The sequence below is a fragment of the Pararhizobium sp. A13 genome (genome assembly GCF_040126305.1).
Lineage (GTDB): Bacteria > Pseudomonadota > Alphaproteobacteria > Rhizobiales > Rhizobiaceae > Pararhizobium.
Genome location: NZ_CP149510.1, coordinates 490,557 through 509,731 on the forward strand (window position 1 = coordinate 490,557; position 19,175 = coordinate 509,731).

Sequence of the window (19,175 nt, forward strand, 5' to 3'; positions counted from 1 at the left end):
TTAAAACTCTTCCCAGCTTTCCTGGGCCGGGGCCGCGTTTCCGGAAAAGGCCCTGATCACCTGCCCCGCCACCTTCCGCGCAGGCGAGGCGACCGGCCGGGAATGATGGCTAGCATCAACAGCGCGCGGCGATGAGCCCCGCTGTCCGACCTTGAACTGGCCCAGAAGAGCAAACAGCGCTTCCGCCTCACGCGCCAGACTATGGCTGGCGGCAGTTGATTGCTCTACCATCGCGGCGTTCTGCTGCGTGCCCTGATCCATCGCATTCACCGATTGGTTGATTTCCTTCAAACCCGTCGCCTGTTCCCGCGCGCCTTCGACAATGGCAACGACGTTGGCGTTGATTTCCTGAACCTGCTTGACGATTTGTTCGAGCGCTCTGCCGGTTTCGCCGACCAGTGAGACGCCGCTTTTCACCTGTTCGCCGGAGGCATTGATCAGTGCTTTGATTTCCTTGGCGGCCTTGGCAGAGCGCTGGGCAAGCTCACGCACTTCCTGTGCCACAACGGCAAAGCCCTTGCCCGCCTCGCCAGCGCGCGCCGCTTCCACGCCGGCATTGAGTGCCAGCAGGTTGGTCTGGAAGGCGATATCGTCAATGACGCCGATGATGTTGGAAATCTCGCGCGACGAATTCTCGATCTGCCCCATAGCCATGATGGCATTGCGAACCACTGCGCCGGACCGCTCCGCGTTTTCACGGGTGGCGGCAACAAGATTGCCGGCATCCTCGGCCCTGCGGCTGGAGTCGGCCACTGTCGTCGTGATCTCCTCCAGCGCTGCCGCGGTTTCTTCAACAGATGCGGCTTGCTGCTCCGTCCGCTTTGACAGATCGTCCGCCGCGGAGCGGATTTCCGTCGATCCAGCCGCAATGGCCTGAGCGTTGGCGCCGACCGATTGCATCGCCGAGCGGAGCTTGGCCACCGCGTCGTTGAAATCGTGCCGGACCTTTTCCATCGTCGGCACGAATGGCCTGTCGAGGCTTTGGGTGAGATCGCCGTCGGACAAGTCTTTCAGAGCCGTTGCGAGAGCGGCGACGGCCCCCATGCGCTTGGTCACATCGGTCGCGAACTTGACGACCTTGAAGACCTTTCCCTTGTCATCGACGATCGGGTTGTAGGCCGCCTGGATCCAAATTTCCTTGCCACCCTTGCCGAAGCGCAGGAACTCGTTGGCGCTGAATTCGCCGCGTCCGAGCCGTTCCCAGAATTGCCGGTATTCCTCGGTCTGCACATAGGCGGGATCGCAAAACATGCGGTGATGCTTGCCCTGGATTTCCGACAGCTGATAGCCAAGCGCACCGCAAAAATTCTCGTTCGCGGTAAGAATCTCCCCCGCCGGCGTGAATTCGATGACCGCCTGCGAGTGCGAAATCGCCTTCAGCTTGCCGGCATCTTCCGTTGCCTGCTGTTTGCCAGCAGTGATGTCAGTCGCCACCTTTACCACCTTGTAGGGTTTGCTACCCCGGAAGACAGGATTGTATGACGCCTCGATCCAGATTTCCTTGCCGCTCTTAGTGATGCGCTTGTACTGCCGCTTGTCAAATTCGCCGCGGCCGAGACGCGTCCAGAATTCGCGGTAGTCCGCGCTCACCACCTCCGCCGGATCGACGAAAATCCTGTGATGTTTGCCTTTGATCTCCGAAAGCTCGTAGCCCAGGGCCGCGCAGAAATTCGGGTTAGCATTGAGAATATTGCCTGTCAGATCGAATTCGATAATCGCCTGGGACTTATGCATCGCAGCGAGGATGGCTGCGAAATCACCACCAAAACGTGGGAAAAGCATGCTCATGAAACGCCTCCTTCGGCATCTGATCGGTTCCAGCGCCATTTGGGCGCGACGAAATGCTCATGCGTCGGCCGGTCAGAGCCCCGAATGTCGGTGTGTTCCAATCTTCTCTTGTGGCCGTGAAACCTGACTGCAGCGATCGCACCCGCACAGGACCACCCGCGACGCAATCAGGCTTCTGAAAAGCGACATGCCGGATATCCCGGCTTATGCATTCGCATCATGCCCGAGCGGTCACTCGGCTGCACGGATACAACTATTAGTGTTATTCCTAAAGGAACAATTAACGTTGTGGCGAAATTGAACGATCGGCATTCGCAAAGAGGAAAATTCCAGAACCCACAATTTTGAACTAGAGATCGCAACAGTTTCGCGATATCTACCTAAATATGGATCACAGGAACGATAACGGCCCAAAGAAATCTTCTTTTTTGGAAGATTTTTGCGTTTTCGTGCCGAAGAGCTTTTTACAGCGAGCGCAGAAAAACACAGCTTTTAATTGTATTCTTTTTCCGTCATGTTTTCGACCAAACGTGAACGAAGCCCCGGGCATAAAATGCGTTATAGACTAGGCGGACTGCATCACAGGTCCGCGGCAAGGCGGCCTTTCGCCCCTACCGCTGCGGGATCTGTGAAGGACCGGTGCTAGATCCGGCCTTCCCAATGGACAACGATTGCTTCCGGCAAAGAAAACAGCATTGTCCCAGTGGCGCTTCTGCTCGACCTGCTACTCAGCGTAGATCCCGTAGAGGATCGGCATCAAGCCCACCAGCGCCTCGAAACGCTTGAAGGACTTGTGCTCCGGAAGCGTCCAGCCGGTTTCGGCGAGCGCCGACAGGCGAGGGAACACCAGCCGGTCGAAGACGCCGCGATCAGTCATCGGCTCCGACCAGATGCAGCATTGCACACCGAGCAGATGCTTCTTCTGAGCGTCGCTCCAGCCTTCGACGGGATCGAACGTGTAGAGTTTTTCCGGATCCGACCAGCCGGCCCAGCTGGCGCCTGGCTCCGACCATGCCTGGCTGTTGGCCATGTCGAGGTAGTACACTTGGCCGGGGCAGACGACCATGTCGTACCCCTCGCCCGCAAGCGCCGCCGACGCTTCAACCGTACGCCAGCCGAAAAGCAGGCTCTTGGCCTTGTCGATGACGTTGCCATGCGCCGCTTCCTGCCAGCCGCCGGTGATGCAACCGCGCGAGGCAAGAAAGACCTGGACGCGCGCCAGAAACTCCGCCTGCAACACCGCAGCACCCGATCCGTCGATCTCGTCGGCACCGTGCGTATTGGTGATGACGTTCAGCCGCGCGGCGTGTGCCGCCGCCACGGCGTCGCCACTGATATCGCGCAGCCGCGCCAGCGCCTCCGGCGAGCCGGACCATGCGCCAAGCGGTACCTCGTCGGCGCCGATATGAATGATCCTCGACGGGAACAGCTCGATCAGTTCATCGAAGATCGTTTCGAGAACGCGATAGGTCTCTTCCAGGGCAGGATTGATGCAATTGTCCGGGAACCCCTGAACGGAATAGTAGCTGCCCGCCTCATTCGGATCGCGCAGGTCCGGGATGGCCTGCAGCATCGCGTAACAATGGCCAGGAACATCAATTTCCGGAACCACGTCGATGCCAAGACTCCGCGCCAGCGCCACGATCTCGCGGATCGCAGCCTTGCTGTAATAGCCGCCCGTCACCTGGGGGCCGGAACCCAACAGCGGCGGGATTTTCAGGCCATGACCGCGCCAGGCGCCGATCTGCGTCAGCGCGGGATAGGCGTCAATCTCGACGCGCCAGGCCTCGTCGTCGGACAGGTGCCAGTGGAACCGGTTGAGTTTGTTCCAGGCAAGGATCCGCAGAAAATGCTCGATCTCCGCCGTCGCGTAAAACTGCCGGGCGACATCCAGATGCACTCCACGCCAGCCAAGCGCCGGCTCATCGGCGATTTCGCCGGCGACCGGGAACAGGAAGGTTTCGGGGTGGAGCCGCGCGCCGCGCAAAATCTGTCCGAGCGTGATCAAGCCATAGAGCAGGCCGGTACGGGTGCTGCCCGAAACGGCAACGCCGGCAGCGGAAAACCGGACGCTGTATGCTTCCGGCGCAAAGCCGTCCGCTAACGACAGGGAAACCGGAAAGCCACCCTCGGCGACCGGCCGGACGATACCTTCGACGGGAAACAGGCACTCGGTTAGGGCTTCGAACGCCCGCACAGCCGCGTCGGCTTCGGCTCCCTCAGGCTTGAGATCGAGCCCGGCAGGAGGCGCCAGCCGGCCGGAGACGGAAACAGCACTCGGCCACGGCACGACGGAAACGGACACTGGGGCGACCTTCGGAACCCGATAGACGACGGCGCCACGTGTCAGGGCGGCATTGTCGCCCTTCGCCCGCGTCGGCGCAACGGATACCGGCGCCGTGTCGTTGTCCGACAGCACCACGTAGGCGGCATTGGCGCCATCGGTCCAGTGCTTCGGGTGGTAGCTCATCCCGCACGCCTTTATGGTCCAGCTCTCCCCAGGCTGGAGAACGAGGCCTTCCGGCGGCGCGAACTCGGCGTGGTTCGACAGCCGCTTCAGCAGCCTTCCACCCTCCACGGTCGCTTCCGGATCAATACGTGCCGGGCCGGAAACGCACAGCGTGAACCCTTCCAGCGGCTGATCAGTGTTGTTGGTCAGGCTGAGCGCGTAGGCCGGCTGCTCGTCCAGCCCCGCCGGTACCCAGACTGTTTCCAGCTGATATCTGCTTTTCGCTACAATCGTCATGATGTTCACCCCTGGGACAATGTCAGTCGGCGCTCTTGAGCAGGCCGGCATAGACGCCGGGCGCGGAATTCGGGATCGGCGTGGCGCCCACGGTGCGCTCGTAGAATGCGGATGGCCCGACATCGCCGATAATCGCGTAGCCGTAACCCATCGTCTTCAGGTCCAGAAGGCAGGCCAAAAGCAGCGCATGACCTATGCCCTCGCCGCGCGCCGCCTCATCGACGCCCGTCGGCCCGAAGAACCCGCGAGCGATCGATTCATGGCAGGCAAAACCAATGAGCTTTTCAGCCCGGGTCGCGAGAAAGCAGGTGGGCGGCTGGCGGGCAAAGGCGACGGTGGTCTCGCTCGCCCAGCCGGAGCCGAACTTTTCCCGCACCCAGCCGGTCACTAGTTCGAGTTCCGGCGCAAGTGCCCGCCGGATGGTGACGCCCGCCTTTTCCATTCGCGCGTCGAGACCGGAAACCGGCTTAACCACCGAGAGGTTGACCAGATAGTCCATGTTGAACCTTTTGCGATCACGCTTGGCATAGGCCAAGAACACAGGCCGATGCTCTACATTAAGTCAAATAGCTTGACTTAATGTAGAGGGGAAAACAAAGGCCCGTCAACTCACCTTTGGCGGGCTGGCCAAACCACAACAGCCTAAATTTTTTAGGTGCAGAAAAGCAACCGGCGCCGGAGGGCGCCGAAAGTCAGTAAGGATCGCGGCTTCCGCCTTCCCTGTATGATCAGATGATGGAGCTGTCGACGATCACCAGCGGTTTCCCCTGCGAGCAGGCTTCGAGCCGCGCCTCGACCCGGTAGATGTCGCGCAGCATCGCCTGCGTTATGACATCGGCCGTCGGACCGCTCGCGGCCATTTTACCGTCGGCGATGACGATGGTGTTGTCGCAATAGCGGAGCGCATGATTGAGATCGTGCAGCGCAATCAGCACCGCCATGCCCGATCGGGATGCCAGTGCCTTCATGAAACCCAGCACTTCGATCTGCCGGAAAAGGTCGAGAGCCGAGGTCGGTTCGTCCATCAGAAGAACCTCGGGCTTGCGCACGAGCGCCTGGGCGATCGACACCAGTTGGCGCTGCCCGCCGGAGAGCTCGCCGAGCCCGCGAAAGCCGAGATCGTCGATCCGGAGTGCCTGCAGAACGTGGTCGATGTCCGTCAGATCCCGGTCGTGAACCTTCCAGCCGGTTCCCTGCTTGGCTGCCAGCAAAATCGATTCGTAGACCGTCAGGACCGCATTGGCACCGGTGTCCTGCGGCATGTAGCAGATCGTTTCCGGACCCTTGTCGGTATCGCTGAGATACACAGTCCCCGGCCCGGAGGTGAGGCCTGCGATACGCTTGAAAAGAGTGGATTTGCCGGCGGCGTTGGGCCCGATCACGGCGGTGATGACGCCACCGGCGAGCACGCCGGTATCGACGCCGGACAAAACGACGTGCTTGCCGTATTTGGCGCCAAGGCCTTCGAGTGCCAGACTTACCACGACCGCCTCCGATTGCTGAAGATGAGCACAAAGAAGAAGGGAACACCGACTAGTGCTGTGATGACGCCGATCGGCAGAATGGCACCGGGAATGATCGTCTTCGACACGACCGAGGTCGCAGATAACAGCAGCGCACCGCAAACAAGCGAGGCCGGAAGAAAGAAACGCTGATCCTCACCGACCAGCATGCGCGCAATATGCGGCCCGACCAGACCGATGAATCCGATTGTACCGACGAAGGAAACCGGGATCGCGGCGAGAAGGCTGACCAGCATCATGGTTTCGAGGCGAAGCGCGCGCACATTGATCCCGAAGCTCGCCGCCTTGTCGTCGCCGAGCCGCAGCGCCGTCAGCGCCCAGGCGCGGTGGGCAAACAGCGGAACGGCGAAGACGAGTATAGCCCCGGTCACCCAGACCTTGACCCAGGTCGCCTTGGTGAGACTGCCCATGGTCCAGAAGACGACGGCAGCCAATGCCTGCTCGGAGGCGAGATATTCAAGCAGCGAGAGCAGGGCATTGAAGGTGAAGACAAGTGCGATGCCGAGAAGAACGATGGTCTCGACAGTGACGCCACGCATGGTTGAGGCGAAATGAATGAACAGCGCCGCGACCATCGCCATCAGCAAGGCGTTGATCGGCACCATGTAGTGGACGGCGACCGGGAAGATCGCGACCCCCCCGACAAGCCCCAGCGCCGCGCCGAAACTCGCCGCGGCGGAGATGCCGAGCGTGAACGGGCTTGCCAACGGATTGGCAAGGATCGTCTGCATCTGCGCGCCGGCGACCGAAAGCGAAGCACCGACCGTGACTGCCATCAGCGCGATCGGCATCCGGATATCCCAGATGACGACGCGCAACTGATCATCGACCGATGCAGGCTGAAACAATGCCCTCAGAACATCCGAAAGCGTGTAATTTGCCGGCCCGAGCGCCATATCCACTGCGACGCTGACGAACAGCGCCGCGACAAGACACAGGATCAGGACAATACGGCGGAAGGCAAGGGCGCGGTAGCGTCCGCCGCCAGCATCTTCAATGGGGTGCGCAATCGCCAACGTCATCACATGTCACCCGCTTCAAGAGAGACGAAATAGCCCGTGCGATAGGCAACCGGCAGGAACTTTTCGTGGAAGTCCCTGAAGGTTTCCTCCGCGTCGAGGTCGGCGAAAAGCTGCGGATGGAACCACTTGGCGAATTGCTGGATCGCGACAAAGTCATAAGGGTTGCCGTAGAACTGGTGCCAGACGGCGTGGACCTGGTGCTGCTTCACCGCCTTCAGGCCTGGAAAAGCGGCCCGTTGCATGAGATCCGCAAGCCTCGCGCGCGCCGCCTTTGGATCGGCCCCCGGTCCGACATTGACGAACTGGTTGATGTCGGATTCGGCTGCCCAGTTGGCCCCGGTCAAGATCACATGATCCGGGTTTGCCACAACGAGCTGTTCCGGGTTGAGATCGCCGAATGTACCCGTGATCACGTCGGAACCGATATTATGCCCGCCGCCGAGCTCGACCATCCGGCCGAAATTGACCGGCCCGAATGTGCGGCAGCAGGCGACATCGCCGGAAATGCCCGGCGAGCGCTCGATGAACACTTTCGGATACGCGGGCTTTGCCTCGGCAAGCCGGCCCGTCACCCGCGCGATCTGCGCACGGCGATAGTCGGTCAGTTCCTTGGCCTTCTCCTCGGCACCGAAAATTTCGCCGAGCAGGGCAATGCTGCCTTCGGTGTTCTTCTCCGGATCAACCCGGAAATCGAGATAGACGACGGCGATACCGGCGGCTGCGGCCTTCTCGAGGAGTGATGCCTCCTCGGCCGCCTTCACCGATTCCAGATTGAGCGTCAGCACGTCCGGCTTGAGCGCGATGGCCGCTTCCAGATCGAATGTGCCGTTGCCGACATAGCCGAAGCGCGGCAGTTTTTCGATGTCAGGAAAGCGCTCGCGATAGCTGACATAGGTGTCGGCGTCCTTCTTCACCAGATCGTCACGCCAGCCGACGATCGTTTCGAAGGCCTTGTCGCTTTTCAGCGCCGCAATCACATGGACTTGCCGGGCCTCGCCGAGGAGGACACGCTTGGCCGGCAGATCGAGCTCCACCTTGCGGCCAGTTACGTCGGTGATGACGGTTTTCTCGGCCACGGCCGGTTCCGCAGCAAGGCCGATGAGGCCGGTGAGCGCCAGCAGCGCGATCGTCAGCGTCTTCATTGTCTTGGTCCTTCGACAGCAGTTCGACCAAATGCAATCGGGGCGGAAAGCCCGCCCCGTGCCGGTCCGTCCTTCGGATCAGCCCGCAACCGCGAGCGAGGCGAAATAGCCGGGCTTGTAGTCGACAGGCAGGAAGCGCTCGTGCAGTTCCTTGAAGGTGGCGTCCGGATCGAGATCCTTGAACAGTTCCGGATGCAGCCACTTGGCGATCTGCTGCACGGCGACGAACTGATAGGGATTGTTGTAGAACTGGTGCCAGATGGCGTGGACATTGCCGTCCTTGACCGCCTTCACGCCGGTGAACGCAGGGCGCTGCATCAGGTTGGCAAGCTTGCGGACCGATTCCTTCGGATCCGCGCCCGGGCCGACGCCGACCCAGTTGCCGCCGGGAACATAGAGCTCCCAGTTGGCGCCGGTGACGATGATCTGGTCCGGGTTGGAGGCGATGATCTGCTCGGGATTGACCGTGCCGAACGTGCCGGGAATGATGTCCTTGGCCATGTTGGCACCGCCGGCGAGTTCAACCATCTTGCCGAAATTCTCATTGCCGAACGACATGCAGCAATCGTCGGAATAGCCGCCTGCACGTTCCATGAACACCAGCGGCTTCTTCGCATCGGCCTTCGCCAGCACGTCGGTGACGCGGGCAATCTGCTCTGCCCGGAACGAGATGAATTCCTCTGCCTTCTCCTGCTTGCCGAACAGCGTGCCGATGACGCGCATGCTGGCCTCGGTGTTTTCCATGGGCTTTTCGCGGAAATCGACATAGACGAGCGGGATGCCGACCTTGCCGAGCTTTTCGATATAGCCGGCTTCTTCGGTCGCGGTCTTGGCATCGATGTTCATGATAATGACGTCGGGCTTCAGAGCGACGGCCTGCTCGATGTCGAATGTGCCGTCCTTCATGCCGCCGAAGGTCGGCAGCTTGTCCATTTCCGGAAACTTGGCGAGATATTCATTGTAGCCGTCGAGGTCGGCCTTCTTGAAATCGTCACGCCAACCGACGACCCGCTTGAACGGCGCGTCCGTGTCGAGCGCGGCAACGAAATAGATCTGCCGGCCTTCGCCGAGAATGACGTGCTCGACCGGGACGCTGATTTCGACATCGCGGCCAGTCACATCCTTGATGGTGACTTTCTCACCGGCAAAGGACGAGCCGGAAAAAAGCGCGCAGAAACCCACGGCGGCCAAGGCCACCCTACCGAACAAATTCATTGTCATCACTCCATCGGGGAAACTGGGGCGCTTTTAGTATTTCATGATATTGACAGTCAAGTTTTATCTTTTAGAAGGATTCCAGGAAGTTACTTAACCTGCACGGCGCAATCCGGGACCTGACGATGAGCAATACCGAAAGACTGACGAACTATGACCTGCGCGCCGAGATCAAGGCATACTGGTCCGAACGGGCCGCCACCTTCGACCAGTCGCCCGGCCACGAAATATTTTCGGAGGATGAACGGGCCGCCTGGCACCAGCTGCTCCTCCGGCACCTGAGCTCCGGCGACGGGCGGGCCGCACTCGATCTTGCCAGCGGCACCGGTGTCATTTCGCATCTGATGGACGATCTCGGCTTTCGGGTAACGGGAATGGACTGGGCGGAGCCCATGATGGAGCGCGCCCACGCCAAGGCAAAGACCCGCAAGCGCAGCATCAGCTTTCGGCTGGGCGATGCCGAGAACACGATGGAGCCAGACAACGCCTATGACGTGATCGTCAACCGGCATCTCGTCTGGACCCTGGTCGATCCGAAGGCGGCATTCGCCGAATGGCTGCGCGTGCTGAAACCGGGCGGAACACTGCTGATCATCGACGGCGATTTTGTCAGTTCGACACCGCTCGAGCGGCTTCTCTCCAAGCTTGCCGTATTCGGCCAGCGCCTTGGCATCCTGAAGAGCGATACGGTACAAGCGTCGGCGGCAATGATGGATACGCATCGCAGCATTCTTTCGCGCGTCTATTTCTCGCAAGGTGCACGCGCGGAGGCGGTCGCCGATCTCCTTCGGCAGAGCGGCTTCGACACTGTGACCATCGACACCGATCTGGCCGGGATTCATCGCGCCCAGGCAAAACATTGGAACCTTTTCAAAGGCTTGGCCAGAGGGATTCAGCACCGCTACGCGATCAGGGCGACGAAGGCTGGCTGAACGACGCTTTCCGCACGATGAAAAGGCTTCACACTCCGCCCGGCATTGTCGGTACGGATTATATGCGAATGCGCCGGATCATCGCGACATGTGAACAAAGACACGCAAGGAATACGACAACAAGCAGCACCGTCCCGAGCAGTGAATCGGTTATCTGGAGCATCGACCAATCACCGCGCAGCACCTGCGGCAGCGAAAAGCCGAAAAGACCGGCTTGCGCGTTTGCTACCCGGACCATGGCAAGCGCAGTTACGATGAGCGCGACATGCGCATGAATGAAACCCGTCGTCGGGTATCGTTCTGGGTGTCTCGCAAGGTAGATGCCGAAAAGCGCTGCAAGCGTTAGTATCGTCAAAGCACTCCAGAATGCGACGCCGGGAACGGCCAGAAGCAGATAGATGGTTTCACGCATGACCGGAAGTATCGTCATATGGAGCCACCATGCCCATGCGCTTGAGGGATAATTCGTGAGCAGAATCATGCTGATGAGAAAGATCGCCGCCAACGCGTAGACGGCTGATGGACCCAGTCGGATAAGTGTCAGAACCGGGTTTCGCATCTGCTTCGCTTCCTCTCGCCCAAGCCGCAGCCATACCAATCGAGACAATGTATAAGATGACGCTTAACTGTGGATTACCAGACCGGCACCACGTGGATCACGGCCAAGTATCGCACAAGCCTGCTACACTCTCGAAAAAAATAACGTTTCACCTCAAAAAGATCGCCGTGCGGTAGAGCAATGTTGCAAGAGTGACACTATACAAGCGTGACATGTGTCTCTTTAATGCGACTCAGTCGGTCAATTCTTTCTTTGTTAGCATTTTTTCATCAGGATTTTCCGTGAGAGCCTGCTTATGCACCGCTAACATATCTGAAAGTTGGGGGAATGAATGGTAGCGTTTCAGATTAGATCAAGGATCAGATGCCTTGCGATAGTGCTCGCCGGCTTCGCGACATTGGCCGGATGCCAGTCTTCAAGTCTCGAAGACATGTCCGCGTTTGGCGATAGCGCGAAGACTGTCGAAGACGACTCGGCTGTGGCCTTCTACAAGGACGACGAGTTGATCACCACGGGGAAGCTCCAGTTCAAGGAAAAGAACTACGGAAAGTCGTACGCAATTTACAAACGTGCAGTTTCAGTCTTTCCCCAAGATCCGGCGGCATGGCTGGGCTTTGCGGCATCGTCGGATATGATCGGCCGGTTTGACACCTCCGACCGCGCTTATGTGCAGCTCGCACGGATGATTGGCAACACGCCCGTCTATTACAACAATATCGGATACTCCCATCTCTTGCGCGGTGACTTGCCCAAGGCCAGGCGTTATTTCCTGAAAGCCTACGAACTCGATCCCACCAACGAGACGACTGCCCGAAATCTTGAATTGATGAAGAACAGCGTCAATGTCGCGCAGCGATAGAAACGCTTGACGCTCGAAGATGTCTTGATGCGTGGTCGGCGCGGCGAAGGGGAGTCCGCGCCGCGGCTCCACCGTGGCGGACACGTCGAAAAATGCGCCCCGTAGAAAGCGCATTGCGAACTCGGCTATTATGCGGGGATAAAAATCGCGCAGCGAAAGGCGTTGCAGTTCACCTATTGCGCCCGAAAAGACGCACAGCGCCGTGCCGCAAATCCGGCGACTATTGCACTTTCCGCAGAATCAGTTTGCCTTCCGGCGAGACCGATCGTTCATAACGCGGCAAGTCAGAGGCTGAAACGCCCTGGGCGTCGATCGAGGCCAGGCTGTCGTTCGCAATCCCGCGACCAACCGATACCGCACCAAAGGAGGGCTCGATATGCTGCGTCACCTCCTTACCGGGTGCGCTCAAGATCTGTGCGCCGCCGGAGGCGAACAGGCCAGAACGCATTCGGCCATCCAGGTCCGCCACGTCTTTCTGCAGGCTCTCTACATGTTGCCGAACGATCGCCACGTCGTCGGCCTTTGCACCTTTGGCGATATTTTGCGCCTGCTTGTCGATCTGCGCCTTCAGGCCATCGATCGACAGCTTGAGTGAGGCAAGCGTCTCGCTGCTTTCACGCACATCGGCGGCATTCTTCGCCGTGTAGAGCAGAATCCCCGCATTCAACGGTAGAAGCATCAGTGCCATCGCGATGAACGGAGCGCCTTTCGAACGCGGCGGCTCTTTGGCTGTTTGCTCGCAGCGCGGCCTTGGGCCATCAGATTCGACATCGACATTTGCAATGCTGGTCATCGACGTTTCTCCCCGCGAGCCGGACCATGGCCCTCCCAGTAAATGCCACACCATTATTTCACGCATTCCTTAATACACGCCTATTCCGCTGCCATGATAGTGTCCCATCGGACCTCCCTAATCCAACGTGAACACCCCGTCCCACGCCCGTTCCAACATCTCCAGCGATGCAATCTTGGGCATTGCATTAAATTCGCAATAGGCCCCGATGAAATCTAACAGGTACTTAGGATGATAGCAGGACGCCGGCAAGTTGCAATTGTACTTGCGATCGTAGAACAATTCCAAATCACGATGATCTGTTTCAACCGAAACGTTGCCCGCATATGACCGGAATATCCGGATATAGTCGTCCCGAGACGGGTTATTCACATATATTTTGTACTTGAGACGCCGCAGACCCGCCTCATCGGAGAGATCCGTTGGGGCGATATTGGTCGAGAAGACGACAAGTTCATCAAATGGAACCCTGAACTTCCTCCCCGTATGCAGCGTGAGGAAGTCATATCCGCGTTCGAGCGGCACGATCCAACGGTTGATGAGCGCCTGTGGCGCGACTTGCTGGCGACCGAAGTCGTCGATGATGAAGACGCCGCCTGACGCCTTGAGATGCATAGGCGCTTCGTAGACCGAGCCCTCGCTGAAGGTCAGGTCGAGCAAATCGAGCGTCAGTTCCCCGCCCGTCTTGATGACCGGCCGACGGCATTCGATCCATCGTTGATCCATTTTCGGATAAGGCTTTTGCGTCGCCACGACGGCAGGCCGATGCACAGCCTCGTCATAGAAGCTGATCACGTGGCCGCTGACTTCGATGGCGTAGGGCACCCAGATCGACTGAAGAAACAGTCGTGAACTCCGCTCCGCAATGCTTGTCTTGCCGTTGCCAGGCGGCCCATAGAGCAGAATGGAAAGCCCAGAATTCATTGCCGGGCCGAGTTTCTCGATCAAGGATTGCGACAACACCAGCCCTTCGAGGCTCTCGATCAAACGCGCATGCGTTACGCGCTCGTCATGGATGGACTGCAATCCGATCTGTCGGCAGAAGGCATCCAGGGACACCGGGGCCGGCCCAATATATTGTGATTGCCGTAACGCCGCATGCGCATATTCCAGACCCTTGGTCGAAAGCGCGTAGCGAATGTCGGACTTGACGTCCTCTCCTGCAAGCCCGCGCGCCTCGAGGAAGGCAAGCTTCACCAGTTCCTTGATCAGGACATTTATCAGCACTTTCGGCAGCTTCATCCGGCCGGCCAGATGCGATGCCGTTACAGTATCCTGTTCAGTCGCGCATTTTGCCGCCAAGCGTAACATGAACGACAATTCAAGCCCGGTCTCCTCAAGGCTTGTCGGCGCCAGCGGCATGCGCGGATCGAGCGCCAGGGCGACGTCTTCACGATGTTGATCCAAGGAATACTGCATGTAAGCCTCGCTGTTTCCTATCCACCGGGTGTCATGCCGATGAGAAGTGTGACGACACGGATGACAATGGGTACGAGCACGATGATCAGGCTGACCGGAAACAGGAAGCCCCCGAGCGGCAACAACATTTTGATCGGTAGCGCATTGGCTTTCTCCTCGGCCCGCACGATGCGAAGATCGCGCATTTCCTTGCTGTAGACCCGCAGTGTCTGGGTGACGCTCGTGCCCAGTTCCTCAGACTGCCGGAACAGGACGGCAAGCGCCCGGGCCTCGTCTATCCGCAATCGGGTCGCAAGATTGGTCAATGCCTCCCGCAGGCGACGCCCACCGCGTACTTCCAGCATCATGATCGAAAGATGCAGGCCGAAATCCTGCCGTTTGCTGACGAATTCCCGGGCGACGCGGTTTGCCGCCGCCTCGATGCTCATGCCGGCATCCAGGCAGACGATCAACATGTCCATGAAATCGGGAAAGAGACGCCGGTACTCCCGCTCCTTGGCTTGGCCGCGCCGGTCGATATAGATGTTGACCAAAATGAAGGTGATGCCAGCGGCAATCATCGCGACGAACAGGGCCGACAGCCGTGACATCTCGGGAAAGTAACGATCGATGGTCCAGACGGTTGCGACCAGCACCGCAAGGCATGTGAGTGCGCGGATCATCTGGAACGTCGTTACCGCGCTTGCACTGAAATATCCGGCGCGAATCAGGCGGTTCTGCGTCGAGTTGGCATTCGTGTCGCGCCGGGTGATCTCGAAATAGCGGCGGATCAGACGATTCTCCGCCTCGCCGAGGTCGGCAATTGCCGTATCGCTAAAATGGGGTTCGTCGCCGCTCGCCTTCGCCGCCGTTTCCGACACCCGGACACCGACCGCGCGCCGCCGGAAAACAAGTTCCGACGCGGTGGCGGAAAAGATCAGCACCGAAAAAAACACGACGAGGTATATTCCATACTCACCGAACATTGTAGCCTCAGTATTCGAAGTTAACCATCTTGTAGAGAATGATATTTCCGACGGCCATTACACACAGCAACACGGTAACGACGGTCGGTCCATAACCGCTTTCCCAAACCGGGTCGAAGTAGGTCGGCGAAAGCGTCTTGATCATTCCGTAAAGAAGGAATGGATAGAGCGACATGAATATCGCCGTGATCCGTCCCTCCGAGGAAATCGACTTGACCTTCGCCTTCAGCATGAACCGGTCGCGCAGTGTCTTCGAGAGATTTTGCAGGATTTCGACGAGGTTACCGCCGGTTCCGGCCTGGACGCTCAGGGATATCGCGAGCAGGTTCAGGTCTTCCACGCCGACGCGGTCTGCAAGGTTGACGAGTGCATCGTCCAGCACCACGCCATAGGTCAGCTCGTCCGATAGCAGACCGAATTCGGAGCCGATCGGATCGGGCATTTCGCGTGCGACAAGAGCAATCGCCGCAGGCAGCGGATGCCCGGCCGCGAGGCTGCGAACGGCAACATCAAGCGCTTCGGGGAGTTTCTGAGTAAATCTGCGCATCCGGGTCGCGCGGACCCGCCAGACGACGACGACGGGAATGAGAAAGCAGACCGCCACAAAGATCGGAATCCGGATCAGATGGCTCGGCACCAAAAACTGAACGACCAGCCAGACGACCAGTGCACCGGCTATTGCGTAGAGCACAAATCGCTTTGCATCGAACTTGATCCCCGACTGCGCATAGAACCGCCGGAGCCGCTGCATCAGCGGCAGCGACCGCCAGTTTTCATCAAAACCGCGCTCTTTCAGCATGTCGCGGTAGGTCTTGCGGCGATCGACGCTTTCGTCGAGCAGGCTTAAACGATGGTTCACTGCGCTGTGGCGTTCGGATGTCCTGAAGTAGCTGCGCAACACCGCTTCGGCAGAAATCAGCGCCGCGATGAAGACAGCGCCATAGACAAGGAGCAAGGTCAGAGACATCAGCTAGCCCGCCCTGTTTGCAAAAGTGTCCCCGGATCGAAGATCGCTGCCGGGACGATGATCCCCAGTTCCGCGAATTCTTCGACGAACCGGGGGCGAAGGCCGGTAGCGCGGAATTCCCCGCGGATGCGGCCATCGTCACCTGTGCCGGTTTTCTTGAATTTCATGATCTCCTGCATCTGGACAACTTCCCCTTCCATGCCGGTGATTTCGGAAATCGAGACGACCTTGCGTGTGCCGTCGCTGAGGCGCTGAACCTGGACGATGAGCGTGATCGCAGACGCTATTTGTGAACGGACGCTGAGCTGGGACATCGGCATGCCGGCCATGCCGACCATCTGCTCGAGGCGGCCCACGGCATCGCGCGGGGTGTTGGCATGAATGGTCGTCATCGATCCCTCATGCCCTGTATTCATCGCCTGCAGCATGTCGAAGGCCTCCTCGCCGCGCACTTCGCCGACGATGATGCGATCCGGACGCATGCGCAGCGCGTTCTTGAGGAGTTCGCGCTGACGAATCTCGTTGCGGCCGTCAAGCGTCGGCGGCCGGGTTTCCAGCCGCCCGACATGCGGCTGCTGCAGCTGAAGTTCGGCCGCGTCCTCAATCGTGATCAGACGCTCCTTCTCTGAGATCTGCGACGACAGGGCATTGAGCAAGGTCGTCTTGCCTGAGCCGGTGCCGCCCGAGATGATCATCGACACCTTGCCTTTGACCGCGGCGCTCAGCAGGATGCGCATCGCATTGGCCATGGCGCCGTATTCGACCAGGCGCTCCAGCGTCAGCGGCGAACGCGTGAATTTGCGGATCGAAACGAGTGGCCCGTCGACCGAGATCGGCCTGATGGCGACGTTGACGCGCGACCCATCCTTGAGGCGGGCATCGACCAGGGGCGTCGACTCATCGACGCGGCGCCCGACGGCGGAGACGATCTTGTTGATCACGCGCAGCAGATGGTCCTCGTCCTTGAAGCGGACCGCCGTGCTCTCGAGCTTGCCACCTCGCTCCACATAGACGCTGTTGTGACCGTTGATCAGGATATCGGCGATCGTATCGTCGGTCAGCAACGGCTCGATCGGTCCGAGCCCGAGCATCTCGTCGGTGATGTCATGGATCAGGTCATTGATTTCCTTGGCATTGAGCGGGAAATTGTTCTGCCGGATATAGTCCTTGACCAACGGCCGGATCTCGGTGGCAATCTCTTCATTGTCGAGCATGTCGAGAATGCCGAGATTGATGCGGTCCAAAAGATAGCGATGCAGATTGACCCGCTCGGCCACCATATCCCGGCCGAGCGCTGGTTCCTCTCCCGCCGTTACAGGCCCACCGACAGGCTGCAGCAGCGGCAGGGACGCCTTCTCTGCTGCCTTCGTGGAGAGATCGGCAATCTCCGATTGCGCTTCGCCTTCGGTCTGCCTCTGCTTGTAAAAACGTCCGATGAACCCGTTCGTCATCAGCTTCCCCCTGTTCGACTATTTCACAATCACTGTCGCTCCGACTTTCACCCGGCTATAGAGATCGATGACGTCGGCATTACTCATGCGGAAACACCCCGAGGAGGCGAATCCGCCGACCGTCGACTGATCGTTGGTTCCATGAATGCGATAGAGCGTGTCGGCATTTCCCCGGTAGAGGTAGATCCCGCGCGCGCCGAGCGGATTGAACGGGCCGGCAGGCACAAGTTCCGGCAGGTCCGGTGCACGCGCCTTCATCTCCGCCGGTGGCCGCCAATCTGGCCATTCGGCCTTGTGACCGACCTTGACGACGCCGCTCCAGCGGAAGCCGTCGCGACCGACGCCGATCCGATAACGGATCGCGCGGTTGCCGGAGACGACAAGATCGAGCGTCCGGTCCTTGCTGACGATGACGATCGTGCCGGCCGGATAGTTTTTTTCGGTGGTCACCATGACGCCCGTCGTTGGCCCCAGGTTTCGCGGCACCAGCCCGCTCGCCAACGTCTGTGTCGCAGAGGCTGCGAGCCAGAAAGACGCCGCGACCAGGATACCCCGCATCACTCGGCGGCATGCTGCCGCCCCCTTGCTGCGCCGCGCCTCTGGCCCGTTGCTGCCGTTGCGCGACTTCATTTGACGAGCGCTCCCAGCTTGCTGACGGAGCCGCAAAAACGTGAACGGGCGTTTACCTCGAACGGCAAGACGCCGCGGTTCACCGCCTCGCTCAGCGTGTCCCAGTCATCGGCAATGATATGCGCGCGCGTATCCTTGAATATCTTGTCTGCCTGCTGGCGGCGTACACCAAGGCTGAAGAACTTCGTGCGGTATTTGTTGATGACGATAAAGATCTGGTCCGAATTGCCGCGCAACCGCACCAGATTGAGAAACAGATCCTTGGCCTCGTGAAGGGCGGGGATCGTCATCTCGGTGACAATGCAGATGCTGTTGGCAGATTCCAGCACATCTTCTTTCCACGGCGTGTTGTAATACGGGATATCGAGGACCGTGTGATCGCTTTCGAAGGCCGCGACATCCAGCATCCGCAGGACAAGTTCCGCGCCCTTGGGTGTCAAAAGGACCGACGGTTGCTTGAAAGAGAGCAGTGAAAAACCGCCCGGATGGCGTTTGCGCACGAGATCGATAAATTCGAGGTCGACGCGCGACGGATTGGCGATGATAGGCTTCAGATCGTAATCATTGACAAGGTTGAGATAGTAGCCAAGCGACCCGGACGAGAAATCCATGTCGAACAGATCGACGCGCGGCGAGGAATTTTTCGTCGGCTGGGCCAGCACGTGCGCGAGCGAGGACGCAATTACACTGGCGCCCGCGCCGCCAACGGCCGAGACGACCGCGTGGACCCGGCTTTCGCTGGCGCCAGCGGTCGGCGCGTGGGTCGAGATCATGTCGATCAGCGAGCGGCGTTCGAGCGGCTTTTTTAGCCAGTCGTTGCCGTTCAAGCGGAACAGCAGCCGCAACATGTCATCGGGCAGATCCTCGGAGACGACCACCAACGGCGTATTTCGATGGGCGTTGCGGAAGGTAAACAATTCCGGACGGGTCAGCATCTCCCCGTTGTCGACATCGAGCACGATCAGATTGAACTGCGCCAGGTCGGCCCGTCCTGCATCTCGAAGCGCCGCCAGCGCCATGTGGCGCACGTCGTAGCGCGACAGCGAACCGAACGTATCGAGCATCAAACTCGCAGCCGCCGCATCATCGGAAAGCACAAGGATTTTGGTGGATGCTACAAAATTCATATGAGCTGTCATCTCGCTTTACCACGCAATATTATGA

17 protein-coding genes are annotated in these 19,175 nt (G+C 59.3%); 2 read left to right on the plus strand and 15 right to left on the minus strand.

The features are described 5' to 3' along the window. The 7 genes from WI754_RS02390 to WI754_RS02420 form a co-directional block, all read right to left on the minus strand. Nucleotides 1–1,782, minus strand: a complete 1,782-nt coding sequence (locus WI754_RS02390; protein ID WP_349437699.1) for a PAS domain-containing methyl-accepting chemotaxis protein — start codon at nt 1,780–1,782, stop codon at nt 1–3. 730 nt (nt 1,783–2,512) lie between these two features. Continuing rightward, a complete protein-coding gene (locus tag WI754_RS02395; protein WP_349436045.1) occupies nt 2,513–4,534 on the minus strand; it encodes a beta-N-acetylhexosaminidase in 2,022 nt (673 codons plus the stop codon). A gap of 22 nt (nt 4,535–4,556) precedes the next feature. After that, complete coding sequence (locus tag WI754_RS02400) at nt 4,557–5,033, minus strand: GNAT family N-acetyltransferase (RefSeq protein WP_349436046.1); 477 nt, start codon at nt 5,031–5,033, stop codon at nt 4,557–4,559. A 229-nt stretch (nt 5,034–5,262) separates the two neighbouring features. Then, nucleotides 5,263–6,018, minus strand: coding sequence for an ABC transporter ATP-binding protein (locus WI754_RS02405; protein WP_349436047.1), 756 nt, complete (start codon nt 6,016–6,018; stop codon nt 5,263–5,265). After that, nucleotides 6,012–7,079: an iron ABC transporter permease gene (locus WI754_RS02410; protein WP_349436048.1), complete on the minus strand. Its 1,068-nt coding sequence runs from the start codon at nt 7,077–7,079 to the stop codon at nt 6,012–6,014. The genes WI754_RS02405 and WI754_RS02410 overlap by 7 nt, the downstream gene beginning before the upstream one ends. Further along, nucleotides 7,079–8,221 (minus strand): ABC transporter substrate-binding protein, encoded by a 1,143-nt coding sequence (locus tag WI754_RS02415; protein WP_349436049.1) that lies wholly within the window; start codon nt 8,219–8,221, stop codon nt 7,079–7,081. The genes WI754_RS02410 and WI754_RS02415 overlap by 1 nt, the downstream gene beginning before the upstream one ends. Before the next feature lie 78 nt (nt 8,222–8,299). Continuing rightward, nucleotides 8,300–9,436, minus strand: a complete 1,137-nt coding sequence (locus tag WI754_RS02420) for an ABC transporter substrate-binding protein (RefSeq protein ID WP_349436050.1) — start codon at nt 9,434–9,436, stop codon at nt 8,300–8,302. A 125-nt stretch (nt 9,437–9,561) separates the two neighbouring features. On the opposite strand from WI754_RS02420, the gene WI754_RS02425 reads away from it, so the two are divergent. Beyond that, the gene (locus WI754_RS02425; RefSeq protein WP_349436051.1) at nt 9,562–10,368 is read left to right on the plus strand and encodes a class I SAM-dependent methyltransferase; all 807 of its coding nucleotides are present in this window, start codon (nt 9,562–9,564) and stop codon (nt 10,366–10,368) included. A gap of 58 nt (nt 10,369–10,426) precedes the next feature. On the opposite strand, the gene WI754_RS02430 is transcribed toward WI754_RS02425, so the two are convergent. Beyond that, a complete protein-coding gene (locus WI754_RS02430) occupies nt 10,427–10,798 on the minus strand; it encodes a hypothetical protein (RefSeq protein WP_349436052.1) in 372 nt (123 codons plus the stop codon). Nucleotides 10,799–11,258: 460 nt separating this feature from the next. Here WI754_RS02430 and WI754_RS02435 point away from each other — a divergent pair, with 460 nt between their 5' ends. Then, entirely contained in the window at nt 11,259–11,786 is a 528-nt protein-coding gene (locus WI754_RS02435) for a tetratricopeptide repeat protein (RefSeq protein WP_349436053.1), read from the plus strand. 220 nt (nt 11,787–12,006) lie between these two features. On the opposite strand, the gene WI754_RS02440 is transcribed toward WI754_RS02435, so the two are convergent. From WI754_RS02440 to WI754_RS02470, 7 genes are all read right to left on the minus strand, one after another. Next, on the minus strand, nt 12,007–12,579 hold the full coding sequence (locus tag WI754_RS02440) for a hypothetical protein (RefSeq protein ID WP_349436055.1): 573 nt from the start codon (nt 12,577–12,579) through the stop codon (nt 12,007–12,009). A gap of 117 nt (nt 12,580–12,696) precedes the next feature. Further along, a complete protein-coding gene (locus WI754_RS02445; RefSeq protein ID WP_349436056.1) occupies nt 12,697–13,998 on the minus strand; it encodes an AAA family ATPase in 1,302 nt (433 codons plus the stop codon). Nucleotides 13,999–14,015: 17 nt separating this feature from the next. Beyond that, the gene (locus WI754_RS02450; RefSeq protein WP_349436057.1) at nt 14,016–14,963 is read right to left on the minus strand and encodes a type II secretion system F family protein; all 948 of its coding nucleotides are present in this window, start codon (nt 14,961–14,963) and stop codon (nt 14,016–14,018) included. Between the two features lie 7 nt (nt 14,964–14,970). Next, nucleotides 14,971–15,924, minus strand: coding sequence for a type II secretion system F family protein (locus WI754_RS02455; RefSeq protein WP_349437701.1), 954 nt, complete (start codon nt 15,922–15,924; stop codon nt 14,971–14,973). Between the two features lie 5 nt (nt 15,925–15,929). Then, on the minus strand, nt 15,930–17,381 hold the full coding sequence (locus tag WI754_RS02460; protein ID WP_349436058.1) for a CpaF family protein: 1,452 nt from the start codon (nt 17,379–17,381) through the stop codon (nt 15,930–15,932). A gap of 18 nt (nt 17,382–17,399) precedes the next feature. After that, nucleotides 17,400–17,939 carry a L,D-transpeptidase gene (locus WI754_RS02465; RefSeq protein ID WP_349437702.1) on the minus strand — a complete coding sequence of 180 codons (540 nt, stop codon included), beginning with the start codon at nt 17,937–17,939 and terminating at the stop codon, nt 17,400–17,402. A gap of 68 nt (nt 17,940–18,007) precedes the next feature. Beyond that, the gene (locus WI754_RS02470; protein WP_349436059.1) at nt 18,008–19,150 is read right to left on the minus strand and encodes a pilus assembly protein; all 1,143 of its coding nucleotides are present in this window, start codon (nt 19,148–19,150) and stop codon (nt 18,008–18,010) included. Between the last annotated feature and the right edge of the window lie 25 nt (nt 19,151–19,175).

Coding starts and splice junctions, on each gene's coding strand:
- WI754_RS02390 (WP_349437699.1), bottom strand. CDS start 1,782: ATGCTTTTCCCACGTTTTGGTGGTGATTTCGCAGCCATCCTCGCTGCG.
- WI754_RS02395 (WP_349436045.1), bottom strand. CDS start 4,534: ATGACGATTGTAGCGAAAAGCAGATATCAGCTGGAAACAGTCTGGGTA.
- WI754_RS02400 (WP_349436046.1), bottom strand. CDS start 5,033: ATGGACTATCTGGTCAACCTCTCGGTGGTTAAGCCGGTTTCCGGTCTC.
- WI754_RS02410 (WP_349436048.1), bottom strand. CDS start 7,079: ATGACGTTGGCGATTGCGCACCCCATTGAAGATGCTGGCGGCGGACGC.
- WI754_RS02415 (WP_349436049.1), bottom strand. CDS start 8,221: ATGAAGACGCTGACGATCGCGCTGCTGGCGCTCACCGGCCTCATCGGC.
- WI754_RS02420 (WP_349436050.1), bottom strand. CDS start 9,436: ATGAATTTGTTCGGTAGGGTGGCCTTGGCCGCCGTGGGTTTCTGCGCG.
- WI754_RS02425 (WP_349436051.1), top strand. CDS start 9,562: ATGAGCAATACCGAAAGACTGACGAACTATGACCTGCGCGCCGAGATC.
- WI754_RS02430 (WP_349436052.1), bottom strand. CDS start 10,798: ATGACGATACTTCCGGTCATGCGTGAAACCATCTATCTGCTTCTGGCC.
- WI754_RS02435 (WP_349436053.1), top strand. CDS start 11,259: ATGGTAGCGTTTCAGATTAGATCAAGGATCAGATGCCTTGCGATAGTG.
- WI754_RS02440 (WP_349436055.1), bottom strand. CDS start 12,579: ATGACCAGCATTGCAAATGTCGATGTCGAATCTGATGGCCCAAGGCCG.
- WI754_RS02445 (WP_349436056.1), bottom strand. CDS start 13,998: ATGCAGTATTCCTTGGATCAACATCGTGAAGACGTCGCCCTGGCGCTC.
- WI754_RS02450 (WP_349436057.1), bottom strand. CDS start 14,963: ATGTTCGGTGAGTATGGAATATACCTCGTCGTGTTTTTTTCGGTGCTG.
- WI754_RS02460 (WP_349436058.1), bottom strand. CDS start 17,381: ATGACGAACGGGTTCATCGGACGTTTTTACAAGCAGAGGCAGACCGAA.
- WI754_RS02465 (WP_349437702.1), bottom strand. CDS start 17,939: ATGCGGGGTATCCTGGTCGCGGCGTCTTTCTGGCTCGCAGCCTCTGCG.
- WI754_RS02470 (WP_349436059.1), bottom strand. CDS start 19,150: ATGACAGCTCATATGAATTTTGTAGCATCCACCAAAATCCTTGTGCTT.